This window comes from Streptomyces sp. NPDC001852 (assembly GCF_042891825.1).
Taxonomy (GTDB): domain Bacteria; phylum Actinomycetota; class Actinomycetes; order Streptomycetales; family Streptomycetaceae; genus Streptomyces.
This window is the reverse complement of sequence record NZ_JBIATN010000001.1, coordinates 400,728-415,263: the sequence shown is the minus strand read 5'-3', so window position 1 is coordinate 415,263 and position 14,536 is coordinate 400,728. Positions and strand designations below refer to the sequence as shown.

The 14,536-nt window shown below is 72.3% G+C and carries 12 protein-coding genes and 1 riboswitch; of the genes, 7 read left to right on the top strand and 5 right to left on the bottom strand.

From position 1 onward, the window contains the following. Positions 1–5: 5 nt before the first annotated feature. Positions 6–1,580, bottom strand: a complete 1,575-nt coding sequence (locus ACFYZB_RS01830; protein ID WP_388753091.1) for an IucA/IucC family protein — start codon at positions 1,578–1,580, stop codon at positions 6–8. Positions 1,581–1,968: 388 nt separating this feature from the next. Between ACFYZB_RS01830 and ACFYZB_RS01825 the strand changes: the two genes are divergently transcribed. The 4 genes from ACFYZB_RS01825 to ACFYZB_RS01810 all read left to right on the top strand — a co-directional run bounded on the left by ACFYZB_RS01825 (position 1,969) and on the right by ACFYZB_RS01810 (position 6,775). After that, positions 1,969–2,727, top strand: coding sequence for a response regulator transcription factor (locus ACFYZB_RS01825; RefSeq protein ID WP_388753088.1), 759 nt, complete (start codon positions 1,969–1,971; stop codon positions 2,725–2,727). Beyond that, positions 2,724–4,208, top strand: coding sequence for a sensor histidine kinase (locus tag ACFYZB_RS01820; RefSeq protein ID WP_388753085.1), 1,485 nt, complete (start codon positions 2,724–2,726; stop codon positions 4,206–4,208). The genes ACFYZB_RS01825 and ACFYZB_RS01820 overlap by 4 nt, the downstream gene beginning before the upstream one ends. 184 nt (positions 4,209–4,392) lie before the next feature. After that, the gene (locus ACFYZB_RS01815; RefSeq protein WP_388753082.1) at positions 4,393–5,175 is read left to right on the top strand and encodes a class I SAM-dependent methyltransferase; all 783 of its coding nucleotides are present in this window, start codon (positions 4,393–4,395) and stop codon (positions 5,173–5,175) included. 142 nt (positions 5,176–5,317) lie between these two features. Continuing rightward, positions 5,318–6,775 (top strand): ATP-binding protein, encoded by a 1,458-nt coding sequence (locus ACFYZB_RS01810; RefSeq protein ID WP_388753079.1) that lies wholly within the window; start codon positions 5,318–5,320, stop codon positions 6,773–6,775. Positions 6,776–6,944: 169 nt separating this feature from the next. Here the strand turns inward: ACFYZB_RS01810 and ACFYZB_RS01805 are convergent, their stop codons facing one another. The 3 genes from ACFYZB_RS01805 to ACFYZB_RS01795 form a co-directional block, all read right to left on the bottom strand. Continuing rightward, positions 6,945–7,589, bottom strand: a complete 645-nt coding sequence (locus tag ACFYZB_RS01805; RefSeq protein WP_388753076.1) for a dihydrofolate reductase family protein — start codon at positions 7,587–7,589, stop codon at positions 6,945–6,947. A 205-nt stretch (positions 7,590–7,794) separates the two neighbouring features. Continuing rightward, a complete protein-coding gene (locus tag ACFYZB_RS01800; protein ID WP_351205731.1) occupies positions 7,795–9,090 on the bottom strand; it encodes a divalent metal cation transporter in 1,296 nt (431 codons plus the stop codon). Further along, positions 9,087–10,454 carry a magnesium transporter MgtE N-terminal domain-containing protein gene (locus tag ACFYZB_RS01795; RefSeq protein ID WP_388753073.1) on the bottom strand — a complete coding sequence of 456 codons (1,368 nt, stop codon included), beginning with the start codon at positions 10,452–10,454 and terminating at the stop codon, positions 9,087–9,089. Before ACFYZB_RS01795 ends, ACFYZB_RS01800 begins: the two co-directional genes overlap by 4 nt. 282 nt (positions 10,455–10,736) lie before the next feature. Continuing rightward, a riboswitch (M-box (ykoK) riboswitch) is annotated at positions 10,737–10,911 on the bottom strand. A gap of 404 nt (positions 10,912–11,315) precedes the next feature. Here ACFYZB_RS01795 and dhaK point away from each other — a divergent pair. The 3 genes from dhaK (at position 11,316) to ACFYZB_RS01780 (ending at position 13,389) form a co-directional block, all read left to right on the top strand. Next, on the top strand, positions 11,316–12,308 hold the full coding sequence (dhaK, locus tag ACFYZB_RS01790) for a dihydroxyacetone kinase subunit DhaK (RefSeq protein WP_388753070.1): 993 nt from the start codon (positions 11,316–11,318) through the stop codon (positions 12,306–12,308). A 68-nt stretch (positions 12,309–12,376) separates the two neighbouring features. Continuing rightward, complete coding sequence (gene dhaL / locus ACFYZB_RS01785) at positions 12,377–12,982, top strand: dihydroxyacetone kinase subunit DhaL (protein WP_388753067.1); 606 nt, start codon at positions 12,377–12,379, stop codon at positions 12,980–12,982. Beyond that, positions 12,979–13,389: a PTS-dependent dihydroxyacetone kinase phosphotransferase subunit DhaM gene (locus ACFYZB_RS01780; RefSeq protein ID WP_388753064.1), complete on the top strand. Its 411-nt coding sequence runs from the start codon at positions 12,979–12,981 to the stop codon at positions 13,387–13,389. Before dhaL ends, ACFYZB_RS01780 begins: the two co-directional genes overlap by 4 nt. A gap of 20 nt (positions 13,390–13,409) precedes the next feature. On the opposite strand, the gene ACFYZB_RS01775 is transcribed toward ACFYZB_RS01780, so the two are convergent. Next, positions 13,410–14,237 carry a glycoside hydrolase family 75 protein gene (locus ACFYZB_RS01775; protein ID WP_388753061.1) on the bottom strand — a complete coding sequence of 276 codons (828 nt, stop codon included), beginning with the start codon at positions 14,235–14,237 and terminating at the stop codon, positions 13,410–13,412. Positions 14,238–14,536: the final 299 nt, after the last annotated feature.

The window sequence follows — 14,536 nt, the reverse complement described above, 5'->3', positions numbered from 1 at the left end:
GGAGTTCATCGGCAGTCGGCCAGGGGGTTGGGAACCGGTGTCCACTGCGCCTTGCCGGGGTTCTCGGCCAGGCGCATGGCGATGGTCGCCTTCAACGGCATCGTGTCGCCGAAGAACGCCGCCGCGTCCCCCGCCTCCGGCAGGCCGGCGTACACCCGGCGGCCCGCCTCGGCCACCGCCCCCCACAACGTCCGGGGCTCGACCGCCCGCGTCCGCGACAGGACGTCGACCAGCTCGCTGAAGACTCCGCTGACCAGGCCGCCGAACAGCTTGGTGCGCAGCGCGCCCACGTCGTCGCCCGCACGGGTACCGAGCAGCGGCGGCAGAGTGAATCCGCACCGGGCCAGGCGGCGTGGGCTGACCCGTACGCCGTCCAGGTCCCGGTACAGCACGCGCACCGGCCGTCCGTCGCGGAGCACGACCAGGGTGTTCTGGCCGTGCGCCTCCAGCGCCACCCCCATGGACAGCAGCGTCAGCGTGGGCGGCAGCACGATCCCGGCGAAGTCCGCGAGCCAGCGCACCGGGTCACCGGAGACCGCGGCGGCGCCGGTCGCGTGGACGGAGGTGAGGGGAACAGCGATCTCCCCGGCGTCGAGGTGGCACTCGCTCGACTCCCGGATCATCGCCGCGAGGCTCGCCGAGGGCTGTCCGTCCACGCACACCGAGCCGCCGCCGAGCTCCCGCAGAACGCGCAGGCTCGCGCCGTACCCGGCCTTGTCGATGACGGCCGCGACCAGGTCGGACAGCGCGGGCCCGTCGGCGACCTCGGCCGGGGAGATGGTGCGCCGGTAGTTGGTGACCTGCACGTCCAGCGCCGTCTTGATGTGGCAGCCCGGCAGAACGCCCAGTGGTGCCAGGGTGCGCAACGACAGCAGCGGCCGGGCCGGGATGGTCTCCTCCACGACCGCCAGGTCGGGGTGGCGCGCGAGCACATGGTCCCGCTGCCAGGGATGCAGCGGGAGGAGGACCGTGTCGCCGTCACACAGGGGCCGTGGCCAGTCGCCCGCCCCCTGCCAGCGATCGGCCGGGACACGGAGCAGCGCCAGCCGGACGACGGGGCGGTGCTCGGGCGCGTAGGCGAGTACGTCGGCGATCGACATGCCGGTACGCGTCCGGCAGCAGGGGTGCTGCGGGTGGCCGTCGACGACCGCCTGCTCGGCATCCGTGGAGTCGTTCGGGGAGGCCGCCCGGCCTGCGTTCGCGGCCCTGGCCAGGGCCAGGTTGACGACGCTGTTGTCCAGCTCGGCCGCCAAACGCTTCGCGGCGGGGGTACGCAGGCCCAGCTGGGCCAGCAGCTCCGCCGGGCCGCTGACCGGCCCCTCCGGTCCGGACACGGTGAAGTCCTCGGGCACCTCGGCGAACCGCCGCGCACCGGACTCGGCCGCCGAGAGCGAGCCGCCCCGCTGCAGCTCGACCACCAGGGCGCCGGACTCCCTGCGGTGCCCGGTCACTCCAGGCAGGGGTTCTCGTGCGAAGGCGCCCCACAGCCGGCCCAGTACGGTGGCGCGTGCTCCCGGCAGCGCGGCCGTGAAGGGCTCCGCCAAGTCGGGGCGCGTGAGGCGTAGTTCATCAAGGGGCATGGGGCATCCCAGGTGCTGGTGCGGGTGCTCGGCGCGCGGTGCTCCGTCGGCAGCGGCCGTGCAGGCGAAGCTACGGGAAGACGATCAAGCGGATTGCCAGAGCACATACAGCAGGGGGCTCGGATTCCTCCGATGAAGCGTTTTTCCGCCCTCGCCCACAGCCGATTGCGCCGGAAACGCCTTCCCTGCATGCGGCCCTGCCCTTGGATGAGTTTTCGGCTGTCACCTGGGGGGATGGGACACCGCCGGCCGCGGCCTTAACTCTCGGCTTACTCCGCGCTGTCAAAGCGGGCCGCGGCGGTTACGCCGTCCGTGGAAGATCACCGGCTCGGGGGAGCTTCCGGCGTTTGCCCCACACCCTTCGGGCGGGGTCTGTGAGCCTTGCGCCATGCGTGTCTTGCTGATCGAGGACGACGACCGGGTGGCCGTACCGCTGATGGAGGGACTGCGCCGCTTCGGATTCACCGTCGAACACGCCGGAACGGGGGCCGACGGCCTCGCCGCGCCGGAAGCGGCCATGGTGCTGCTGGACCTGGGGCTGCCCGACATGGACGGCATCGACGTCTGCCGTGCGCTCCGGGCCCGCTCGTCCGTGCCGATCATCATGATCACCGCCAGGGACAGCGAGGTGGACCGGGTGCTCGGCCTTGAACTGGGCGCGGACGACTACGTCTCCAAGCCCTTCGGTGTCCGGGAACTGGTCGCCCGGATCCGTGCCGTCACCCGCCGCACCCGCCCCTCAGTGCTGGACACACGCCGTGAGGAGCCGGGCTCCCCGGACGATCCGGCACCCGGGACGCCCCATGGCCAGCGGATCGGCCCGCTGACCATCGACCGTCGGACTCGCCAGGTCCATCTGCACCGGTCGCCCGTCGCCCTCGCGCCCAAGGAGTTCGATCTGCTCGTCTGTCTCGCGGAAGACCCGGGGGCCGTCTGCTCCCGCCGGCAGATTCTCGACACGGTCTGGGAGCCGAACTACTTCGGGCCTGCCAAGACCCTGGACGTCCACATCGCCGCGCTGCGCCGAAAGCTCGGGGACTCCTCCTGGATCGAGAACATCCGCGGAATCGGCTTCCGCCTGGTCCCCCCGGCACCCGTCGACGCCACGTCCGCCGCAGAGCCGACGCGCGGCGGAGGATCCCGGTGACGCGTCGTCTGCTGCTCAGCCATCTGAGCGTCATGCTGTTCGTCCTGCTCGCGCTCGAGGTGCCGTTCGGCATCTTCTACGCCCGCAGCGAGCTGTCCCGCTTCTCCCATGCGGCGCAGCAGCAGGCGATGACGCTCGCCGAGGTCTGCGAGGACAAGATGGAGCACGGACTGACGGCCGACCTGCCCGAGCTGGCCCGAGCCTACGGGCAGCGTACGGGCAGCCGCGTGCTCGTCGCCGGCCACCAAGGCGTCGTCCTCACCGACACCGCCGCCCGTGCCCTGGTGGGCGAGGACCTGTCCGCCGAGCCGGACATCTCCACCGCACTGCACGACCAGCCCTCCGTCGGTACCCGCAGCGCCCCGTCCACCGGCGGCGAGGTCCTCGTGGTCACCGTGCCGGGGGGCTCCAACGCCACCGTCGCCTGTGTGGTGCGCACGGTGTATGCGCTGCACCCGCTCAGGGCCAAGGTCCACGCCACCTGGCTGGCCCTCGCCGCCGTCGGACTGGGGCTGCTGGCGGCCGTCTCCCTGATCGGCTTCGCTCTCGCCCGCTCGATCACCCGCCCGGTCCAGGCCCTGGAACGCGCCACCGCACAACTCGCCGAAGGCCGGATCACCGATCCCCCTGCCACCGATCACGGGCCGCCGGAACTACGACGCCTCGCCGCGTCGTTCACCAGGACCGCGACCCGGCTCCAGCACCTGCTCCAGGCCCAGCAGGCATTCGCCTCCGAGGCATCGCACCAGCTGAAGACGCCCCTGACCGCACTGCGCCTGCGCCTGGAGAACTTCGAGCCGCACCTCGCCCCCTGCGCCCGGGACAGCCTCGACACGGCGCTCGGGGAGCTGGAGCGGCTCAGTCGCATGGTGCAGGGGCTGCTCGCGCTGGCCCGGCTGGAGAACTCCGCGATCAGGCCGGAGGCGGTCGATCTCGACGCCGTCGTCGCCGACCGCGCGGCCATCTGGACGGCCTTCGCCGACGAACAGCAGGTCGGCATCACCGTCTCCGGGGCCACGGCCGTTCGCGTATGGACGGTCCCGGGCGCACTGGAGCAGATCATCGACAACCTGCTCTCCAATGCTCTGCGCGTGTCCCCGCCGGGTACCTCGATCACGCTGGCAACCGTCGCCACCGCCAAGGAGGGCAGCCGCACCCCGCCCGTGGCCGAGCTGCATGTGATCGACCAGGGTCCCGGCATGACCGAGGCCGAACGGCAGCGAGCCTTCGACCGGTTCTGGCGGACTCCTGATGCCGACCACGACGGCACGGGCCTCGGCCTGCCGATGGCCCGGCAACTCACCCGCGCCGGGGGCGGTGAGGTCACCCTCGAGGCAGCACCCGGCGGTGGGCTCGACGCCGTCGTCCGTCTCCGGCGCGCCGAGAGCCGCACGCGCCGCGAGCGCCCGGCCCCCTCCGCGGACGCCGACCGCGCAGGACACCGCCGTCACCACACCACCCACAGCAGCTCCGCCCGCTGACTTCGAGGGGCGGCACCGGCCACGAGGCCACCGACGACGCGGCCGACGGCGAGGTCACGGCTGCCGGGAACGACGACCGGAACGAGGACACCCCCGCCCGGTCACACCACGCTGTGGGGAGGCCGTACCGCTCGCGCCCGGCTACGCTGCCGGACGGGGGCCGACGTGGATCACGGAGGCAGGCATGCCGAAGTCCGAGCTGTCGAGGAACCGCTCCTCCCTGGGGCACAAGCTGCGCTATGCCCTGCGGCACCCCGGCCGGATCCCCGCCCATCTCCGCCGCGCCGCACGGGACAGCTGGCTGGGTCTCCGGCACCGCGACCACGTGGCGTACTACCGCGCCGTGATGGCCTCCGACACCACGCGCAGCCCCGGGCGTGCCGTCGGCAGCGGTTCGGAGGAACACTGGCTGGCGCTCGGGCAGATGCAGTTCGACTACCTGGTCGAACACGGCCTGAAGCCGCAGGACCAAATGCTGGAGATCGGCTGCGGGAACCTGCGCGCGGGCTGGCGGTTCATCGACCACCTCGGCCCCGGCCACTACTACGGCATCGACATCTCGCCGGACATCCTCATCGAGGCGCAGCGCACCCTCGTACGCCGGGGCCTGCAGGACCGGCTTCCCCGCCTGGCGCTCGTCGAGAACCTGACGCTCGACTTCCTGCCCTCGGGGTGGTTCACCGTGGTGCACGCCCACAGCGTCTTCTCGCACTCGCCGCTGGAGGTGATCGACGAGTGCCTGGCGAACGTCGGGCGGGTGCTGGCGCCGGGCGGCTTCTTCGACTTCACCTTCGACCGGACGGAGGGCACCGAGCACCAGGTGCTCCGCGAGGACTTCTACTACCGCACCGAGACCCTGCTCTCGCTGGCCGAGCGACACGGCCTGACCGCGCGTTTCATGGACGACTGGGAGCGGCGCCCGCACGGCCAGTCGAAGATCCGGGTCACGCACGCGGTGGCGGTGTAGCGGCGTGGCCCTGCGGTGGTCTCGGTGAAGCTGCTGGTGAGAGGCCAGTAAGAGCAGTCACCGAAGGCGCCCGGGCCCTGCCGTCGGCGGTGGTCGGCCGGGCACACTGGCGGCGCCGACCGCCCCGGAGGAAGCACCGCCCATGGACAGCACAAGACACCGTTTCGCGATCCTGCGTCCCCGTCGCAGCCTGGGCACCGTGTTCGCCGTCTCCTTCGCCTGCGTCACCGCCGCCACCACCCTCCTCGGCGGCTTCCTCAGCTACAACGCGGCGGCGCGGATGGTGCGGGTCGACCAGGACGACGTCTTCCGCGGCGTCGTCAGCGATCTCCACCAGCAGGTCGCCCAGCATCGTCTGTCGCCGTCGGACTACTTCAGCGTGGGCCCCGACCGCGACAGCCCCCGCGACGACCTCTCGCGCCGCATCCGCACCGACGTCCAGGTCCTCGGCAGGGCCGGCCGTATCGAGGAACACGGCTATCCGGCGCTGCAGGTCCGCGCCCTCGACCGGGCCGCGGCCGCCCACGCCAAGGCCGGCCACACCATCTACTACAAGGCCCAGATTCAAGGAGAGCGTTACCGGGTCGCCACCGTGGCGCTCGGCGGCGGCCGGGGCGCCGTACAGGTGGCCCAGCAGTACAGCGACACCGAGGACCTGCTCAGGCAGCTCAAGGCACGCACCGTCGAGCTGAGCGCCATCGTCATCGTGGTGGCCGGCCTGGCGGGCTGGTGGCTGGCGCGCAGGATCGCCGGGCGGCTGGTCCGGCTGACCCGGGTGGCCGAGTACGTGGCCCGGACCGGCAGGCTGGACACCGAGGTCCCCGTGGCCGGGCAGGACGAGGTCGGCAGGCTCGGGCGGGCGTTCGACGGCATGCTGGGCAGGCTCGCCGCGTCCGAGGAGATCCAACGTCGCCTCATCCAGGACGCCGGGCACGAACTGCGCACCCCGCTGACCTCGTTGCAGGCCAACGCGGCTCTCCTGGACCGGATCGACCGACTGCCCCCGCAGGCCAAGGCGGACCTGATCGCGGACATGAAGAGCGAGACCCGTGAACTGGTCAACCTCGTCAACGAGCTGGTCGAGCTGGCCGCCGGGGACCGGGACGCCGAGCGGCCCACGGAGGTGGCCCTGGGCGCCTTGGCCGAGGATGCTGCCGCCCTCGCCCGGCGCCGAACCGGCCGGGAGATCCTTGTCGCCGAGGACGGCACCGTCGTACGGGTCCGGGCGTCCGCGGTGCAGCGGGCGCTGTCCAACCTGCTGGAGAACGCGGCCAAGTTCGACCAGGACGGAACCGAACCGATAGAGGTCGCGATCACGGGCACGCGCGTGGAGGTGCGCGACCGCGGACCGGGCATCGCGGAGGCCGACCTGCCCCGCGTATTCGACCGTTTCTACCGCGCCGACAGTGCCCGCAGCCTGCCCGGCTCCGGGCTGGGCCTGGCGATCGTGCACGCCGTCGCCGTCACCCACGGCGGCAACGCCTTCGCCGGCAACCGCCCCGGCGGCGGCGCGGTCACAGGCTTCACCCTCGACCCCGCATCCCGCGTCGAACGCCCTCCTGCGAGGCCGACGGCCGACTCCGCCACCACGCCTCGCTGACCGGCCGGGCCCTGTGCAGGGTGGCTCAGCAACCCGACAGCAGGGTTGTGAGCGGCGAGAACGGCGCGAGCACTGGTACGCCTCGTTCGCGCTCCACGTGACCAGGGCCGAGCGGGCCTGCGGTTTCACCCGCCCGGCATCGCAGCCTGCACTCGAGTGGGTCCTCGCGTCACCTTCGCCAGAACAGGTGGTGCGTCACGCCACTCGGGCTGGGCACGACCTCCAGGTGGAACCGGTCGAGCAGCTCATCGGGAGACTCCCAGAGTCGTAGTCCGGACCCGAGCTTCACCGGCGAGACCGCCACATGCATGGTGTCGACGAGGTCGGCATCGAGGAACTGCCGGATGGTGGAGACCCCGCCGCCGAGTCGGACGTCCCTGCCCTGCGCCGCTTCCCGCGCCCGTTCGAGGACCGTGGCCGGGTCGCCGTCGACGAAGTGGAACGAGGTGTCGGAGAGCGTGAACGACGGACGCTCGTGGTGGGTCATGACGAACACCGGTGTACGGAACGGGGGCTCCTCCCCCCACCAGCCGCGCCACTCATGGTCCTGCCAGGGCCCGCGCTGGGGCCCGAACTTGTTGCGGCCCATGATCTCGGCACCGATGTTGCGTGCGAAGTCTCGCGTGAAGTAGTCGTCGAGGCCCCGGCTCCCGCCGGAATCCGTGCGCATGGGCCAGCTCGCCGTGGCTCCGGCCCAGGCGAACAGCCTCTCGGGGTGGTCGACACCGAACGGCCGCTCGAGACTCTGGTGCTCACCGGCACCGATTCCGTCACTCGAGACGTTGAAGTTCATGACTCTCAGCAGTTGATCCATGTGCTTCCTCCTCAGGTCCTGTCGCGTCATCGTGTGGCGAGGCGCCCCACACCATGGCGTCGAACGGGACGTGGCCGGATCGACAGCGGCCCGCAACTTTTTTCCGAGGCACGTCAGGAAGCCACCCGCTGTCGGCACCGCCCGCGTACACGTACCCCTGGTCGTCGGCGGCGATCCCGGTGGTCCGGCCGGTCACCTTGCCCGGTCAGCCGAGGCCGAACCAGCCGAGGACCGTCTGGACGAGCAGGATGGTGGACATGGCGGCCACGCCGACGACCACGACGGTGGCGGCGATGCGGTAGCGCGGCCCGTTGGCGGCCTGCCCGAGGACGGAGCGGCGGTTGGTCAGCACCAGCAGGTAGACGAGGACGACCGGGCTGATCAGGCCCTGTAGGACCTGGGTGCCGATCAGCAACTGGATGACGTCGACCGGGGTCATGGCCACAGCCGCCCCGAGGAAGATCTGGGCGGTGAACAGGCCCAGGAACAGCGGGGCGTCACGGAAGCTGCGGGAGACCGAGCGCTCCACGCCCGCCGCCTCTCCTATGGCGTAGCTGGCGGACAGCGGGACGACCGCTCCGGCCAGGGCTGAGGCGCCGAGCAGGCCGACGGCGAAGAGGAGTTCGGCGTTCTGGCCGGCGATCGGCTTGAGGGCCTCGGCGGCCTGCGCGGCGGAGTCCAGCGGGCCGGTGCCGCCGATGGCGGAGGCCGTGGCGATGATGATGGTCAGGCTGATGACGCAGGCGAAAACGGCGCCGAGGATCGCGTCGGCGCGGATGAGGGGGTAGTCGGCGGGCCTGGCGCCCCGGTCGACGACTCCGGCGGCGGCGTAGAACTGCATGTACGGGCTGACCGTCGTGCCGATCAACGCGACCGCGAGGAGGATGAAGTCCTTGCTGGGCTCGATGTGCGGGACGATCAGATGATGGCCGACGGCGCCCCAGTCGGGGTGGCCGAGGATCATGGCGATCGGGTAGGCGAAGAACGCCAGGGACATGATGAGGAACACGCGTTCGGCCCAGTGGTAGGAGCCGAACAGCACCAGCGCCCACAGCAGGATCGCGGCCGGCGGGATGACCGCCCACTTGGGGACGCCGAGGAGTTCGAAGGCCGCGCCGATGCCCGCGAACTCGGACACGACCAGGCCGGTGTTGGCCAGCAGCAGGCAGAAGACGGCGAGCGCGGTCAGGCGCAGGCTGAACTGCTCGCGGATCAGGGCGCCCAGACCCTTGCCGGTGTGGGCGCCGAGGCGGACGGCCATCTCCTGCACCATCACCAGGGCGACGGTGACCAGGACCATGAAGAACAGGGTGCCGTAGGTGAACTGGGAGCCGGCCGAGGCGTAGGTGGCGATGCCGGCGGCGTCGTTGCCGGCGTTCGCGGCGACCAGGCCGGGGCCCGCGACCGCGGCGATCATGGTGAGGCGTCGCCAGCCGGTGCGGCGGGGTGCCGTCGCACCGGCCGCCGGGACCGCCTCGGTGGTGTCCAGGTCGCGGGTCACTGCAGGAACCTCCGGAAGTGCAGGCGCCCGCGTTCGGGCAGCATCGCGTCGAGCAGGTCGTCGGCCAGGATGCGGCCGATCGGGCGGTCGCCGTCGTCGACCACCAGGAGGGACGAGGCGCGGGCCGCGACCAGCTGGTCGGCGGCCTCGGGCAGGGCGGTGTCCGCGTGGACGGTCACCGGCGGGCCGAACTGGGCGAGCCAGGCCACCAGGTCGGCCACCGGTGCCGCGTCCTCGGCCACGGCCAGGTCGAACAGCGAGATGTCGCACAGCAGCCGGCCGTCGGTGTCGACGCACACGACGGCGTCGATCTCGGTGCGGTGCTCGGCCTGTTCGGCCAGCCGGGCCCGGACCTCGGCGATGGTCTCGTCGCGGTGGGCGGTGACGAGCAGCGTGGTCATGGCGCCGCCCGCGGTGCCCTCGCGGTGGGTGAGCAGCCGCCGCAGTTCGGCCGCCTCCTTCTTCGGCATCCGCGTCAGCAGGGCCTCGCGCTCCTCACGGGTGAGGTCGCGCAGGGCGTCCGTGGCCTCGTCCGGTTCCATCTCGTCGACCAGGCGGGCGGCGTGATCCGGCTGTGCCTCGCGCAGCAGGTTCTCCAGTTCGGCCGGTTCCATCTCCTCCAGGGCGTCGGCGGCCCGCTCCGGCTCCAGCCAGCCGAGCAGCTGCTGGCGCTCGCTGCGTCCGAGGTCTTCGAGGATGTCGGCCAGGTCGGCCGGGCGCAGCCGGTGCAGTGCGGTCCGGGAGGCGCGCAGCCGTACCTCGGAGGGTCCGTCGGTGGCCTGCTCCGCGAACGGGGCGACCGCCTGCCAGTCGAGCACGCGTTCCGGGGTGGGCCGGGCCTGCCAGCGGCGGGGGCCGAGCCGGCGCAGGAGCGTGGGCAGGGAGACGTCCACGCCGACCAGCACGACCCGGTCCACCAGCGGCGCCAGGTACAGATCGGCGGCACGGGTGACCTGCACGCCGTCCACGTCCACGAGCTGGTGGTCGAGTACGTCCCGGGCGAGCAGCACCTCGCCCGGGCGCCGGGCGAAGTCCCGCAGGTCGATCCGCGCGGTGCGCAGCCGTACGTGTCCGGCGTGCACCTTGCCGATGGCGTCGGACGCCAGGAAGGTGTGCCGGCGCCCGATCCGCAGGATCAGCCCGGTGACCGGCGGGTACGGCTCCTCTCCGTACAGGCGGGCGACCACGTCGACGACGCGGCCGACCTCTTCCCCGGCCTGGTTGGTGACCGGCCCGCCGACCAGTCCCGCCAGCGAGACCAGGGACGTACGGACCGCTCTGGAGGCGGTGGCGCGGCGCTCCAGGGTCACCCGGCGGTCGCGCAGACGGGCCGAGGTGGACATGAGCAGAGTGTTGACGGACAAGGTGAACACCCCCTTGCCCCGGGATGACGGGGCAGCGGGCGGCCACGGCAGCGCACTCTGCCCTGCCCCAGGACCAGGGCAGGGCACACCGGGCCCGACTCACCGGGCGGGGTCGGGTCAGGGGAAGAGGGCGGGCTGCCTCGGGCCGCGGAGGGACGGCGAGGACAACGCGGAGAGGGGCCGACTATGGCCCGGACTACTGTCCATGCTCGCCTCCTCCCGATCCCGGCCGCGCTCACGGCGCCACGGCCATACGGCGAGGGCAACCGGGGGAATCGGCCCGGCGCACCCCAACTCGTCAGAGCTTTGGCACTCCACGGCGTGTCCCCGCACCCGCGGGGAAGCCACTTGGGGTCACCCCTTCGGCCGGGGAGACCTGTCCTGATCCGGAGCGTCTCTCGACGGGTGGGATCAGTGGCCTGTGTCCGTGAAGACGCCTCACCGAACGAGGTGTCTCATCAAAACCGGATCAACGATACGCCCGCGCCGCCCCGCCCTCCTAATCCATGACCGGCGCTTGACCGCGGCTCTACGGGACCGTGACCTCCTGGGCCAGGACGGACACCGGCCTGCGACCACCCGATGACGCCGGACGGCATGCGCGGGCATCTGCTCCACTCCACGTGACCTTCGCTGCCGCAAGGTCGATACTGCCGACAGCAGAACTCCGACCGCGACGCCACCGATCACCGACGGACACCTGGCACTCCGTCACGAAAGTCAGCATTGAGTCAGCATCAGGACTGGCGGAACCCGCTTCCGCCCGCCGTGGACCGCCAACATCGAGAACTGACCATACCTAGCCTGACCAGCTAAAACACAGGTCAGAGGCCCGCCTGCTAGCCTCATTGGGAGGTACCCATGAAGATGCTCATCAACGTGCCGGAGACCGTCGTGGCGGACGCGCTGCGCGGGATGGCGGCCGCGTATCCCGATCTGACCGTGGACGTGGAGAACCGGGTGATCGTCCGCCGGGACGCTCCGGTGGCCGGGCAGGTCGCGCTGGTGTCGGGTGGCGGGTCGGGGCACGAGCCGCTGCACGGCGGGTTCGTCGGACCCGGCATGCTCTCCGCCGCCTGCCCCGGAGAGGTGTTCACCTCCCCGGTGCCGGACCAGATGGCGCGGGCCGCGGCGGCCGTGGACAGCGGCGCCGGCGTGCTGTTCGTCGTGAAGAACTACACCGGCGACGTGCTCAACTTCGACATGGCGGCCGAACTCGCCGAGGACGAGGGCATCCAGGTCGCCAAGGTGCTCGTCAACGACGACGTCGCCGTCACCGACAGCCTCTACACGGCCGGGCGGCGCGGCACCGGTGCGACGCTGTTCGTGGAGAAGATCGCGGGCGCCGCCGCGGCCGAGGGGCAGCCGCTGGAGCGGGTCGAGTCCATCGGGCGCCGGGTGAACGAGAACTCCCGGAGTTTCGGTGTCGCGCTCAGCGCCTGTACGACACCGGCGAAGGGCAGCCCCACCTTCGATCTGCCCGACGGCGAGCTGGAGTTGGGCATCGGAATCCACGGCGAGCCGGGCCGGGAGCGGCGGCCGATGATGACCTCCGGGGAGATCGCCGACTTCGCGGTGAACGCGATCCTGGAGGACCTGCCGCCGCGCAACCCTGTGCTGGTGCTGGTCAACGGCATGGGCGCCACCCCGCTGCTGGAGCTGTACGGCTTCAACGCCGAGGTGCAGCGGGTGCTGCGCGAGCGCGGGGTCGCCGTGGCCCGCACGCTCGTCGGCAACTACGTCACCTCCCTGGACATGGCGGGAACCTCGGTGACGCTGTGTCAGGTCGATGAGGAACTGCTGCGGTTGTGGGACGCGCCGGTGAAGACTCCCGCGCTGCGCTGGGGGATGTGATACGGCGGACGAGGCGACCTTCACCCGCAGCACCGCCGGTCAACATCCCTACCACGCAAGGAGATCCAGTGCTCGACGCCGACTTCTTCCGCCGTTGGATGGCGGCGACCACCACGTCCGTGGACCGCGAGGCGGAGCGGCTCACCGCTCTCGACTCGGCCATCGGGGACGCCGACCACGGCAGCAATCTGCAGCGCGGCTTCACCGCCGTGTCGGCCGCCCTGGAGAAGGAGGCGCCGGACACCCCGGGCGCGGTCCTGGTGCTGGCCGGGCGGCAGCTCATCTCCACGGTCGGCGGCGCGTCCGGGCCGCTGTACGGCACGCTGCTCCGCCGGACCGGCAAGGCGCTCGGCGACGCCGCCGAGGTCAGCGAGGAGCAGTTGGCCGAGGCGCTGCGCGCGGGCGTGGACGGGGTGATGGCGCTCGGCGGGGCGGCCCCCGGCGACAAGACCATGATCGACGCCCTGGTGCCGGCCGTGGACGCGCTCGGCGACGGCTTCGCCGCCGCGCGGGCCGCCGCCGAGGAGGGCGCGGAGGCCACCACGCCGCTGCAGGCCCGCAAGGGCCGGGCGAGCTATCTCGGCGAGCGCAGCATCGGCCACCAGGACCCGGGGGCGACCTCGTCGGCGCTGCTCATCGCCGCTCTGCACGAGGCGGCGGAGGGCGGACGGTGAGCGAAGCGAAGGTGGTCGGGATCGTGCTGGTGTCGCACAGCGCGGAAGTGGCCGCCTCGGTCGCCGAGTTGGCGAAGGGCCTGGCGGGCGGGGCTCCGGCGGTGCCGGTGGCCCCGGCGGGCGGCACCGAGGGCGGCGGGCTCGGCACCAGCGCCGAGCTGATCTGCGCCGCGGCGGCCTCGGTGGACCGGGGGGCCGGGGTGGCGGTGCTCACCGATCTCGGCAGCGCCGTGCTGACCGTGAAGGCGCTGATCGCCGAGGGGGACGAACTGCCGGACGGCACCCGGCTGGTGGACGCGCCGTTCGTCGAGGGCGCGGTGGCGGCGGTGGTCACCGCCGCCACGGGGGCCGACCTGGACGCCGTGCAGGCCGCGGCGTCGGAGGCGTACGGCTACCGCAAGGTGTGACACGGCCGCGGGCCGGCTGGTCACCTGTTCGTGAGGAACAGCCTGGCCAGCCGCGCTCCTGTTGCCGCGGCCGCCGCGCGGTCCTCGATGGGGTGCACACGGGAGTTCCTGAAGACGATGTAGGTGACCCCGGAGGGCGCCCCGCCGCCGTCCGGGTCGGCCCGGATGCCGAGGCCCCGGGCTGTGGCGTAGGAGGCCTCGCCGATGAGGTCGCGCGGACCGGTGTCGCCGACCACGGCGTACTGCACCCGGCCCCGGTAGACGACGGCGGCGACCGAGCCGCCCCGTACGCCGTACGCGCGGGGGTTCCAGATGCGGCTGGGGGCCGGAACGACGATGTAGGGCAGGGTCGCGGCGTTGAGACTGCGGCCGTCGGACTGCTGGTAGGTGGTCATGGTGGCGAACTGCGGGTCGGTGTGGTGGTTGCAGCGGGCGGTGGACCGTCCGTCGCAGTCGATGTCCAGGTCGGCCTTCCAGAAGACGGCGTTCCGGGTGCCGCAGACGGGCACGGTCGCACGGCGGCCGGCGTCGGTGCGGTACCGGCCGTGGGAGATCTGGTGGCATGCCCCCAGTCGGCCCAGCAGGTCGGCGGCGGCCACCGCACCCTTCCTGCGGGCCCCCGGCCGCTGCCGGGGCGGGTCGGCATCGGCCCCCGCGCCCTTCCTGCGGGCCCCGGGCCGTTCCCGGGGCGGATCGGCACCGGCTCCCGCGCCCTCCCCGCGGACCACGGGCCGGTCCCGGTGCGGGTCGGCGGCGACCGGGGTGTGCGGGGCGACAGGAGCGTGCAGTGCGGCCGGGGCGAGCAGGACGACTCCGGCCAGGGCCGGCGTCAGCGACGGGACACGCACGGTGAGGGACCCTCTCGTCGGGGACGGGCGGACATCCAGCTCACTGTGGGTGCGGGCCCGGGCGCCCGAGCGTAGAGGCCGCCCAGAAGGGGCTGGATGGAGCACGCATCTGACGCCCCATGAGGGACAAACCGGCGCCGCATGAGGGACAAGAGGACCCGTGCGGGACAACAGGGGCCGGGGATCCGGGACGCATCCCGCCCCGGATCCCCCGGCCACCCGCGTCGGCGCGGCTTGGGCGACGACAGCGTGTCCGCGCCTGCGACATGAACTTCCCTGTCCTCACGGGTAGTTCATCC

Excerpts from the sequence above, each read along its gene's own strand:
- ACFYZB_RS01830 (WP_388753091.1), bottom strand. The coding sequence starts at position 1,580 with ATGCCCCTTGATGAACTACGCCTCACGCGCCCCGACTTGGCGGAGCCC.
- ACFYZB_RS01825 (WP_388753088.1), top strand. The coding sequence starts at position 1,969 with ATGCGTGTCTTGCTGATCGAGGACGACGACCGGGTGGCCGTACCGCTG.
- ACFYZB_RS01815 (WP_388753082.1), top strand. The coding sequence starts at position 4,393 with ATGCCGAAGTCCGAGCTGTCGAGGAACCGCTCCTCCCTGGGGCACAAG.
- ACFYZB_RS01810 (WP_388753079.1), top strand. The coding sequence starts at position 5,318 with ATGGACAGCACAAGACACCGTTTCGCGATCCTGCGTCCCCGTCGCAGC.
- ACFYZB_RS01805 (WP_388753076.1), bottom strand. The coding sequence starts at position 7,589 with ATGGATCAACTGCTGAGAGTCATGAACTTCAACGTCTCGAGTGACGGA.
- dhaK (WP_388753070.1), top strand. The coding sequence starts at position 11,316 with ATGAAGATGCTCATCAACGTGCCGGAGACCGTCGTGGCGGACGCGCTG.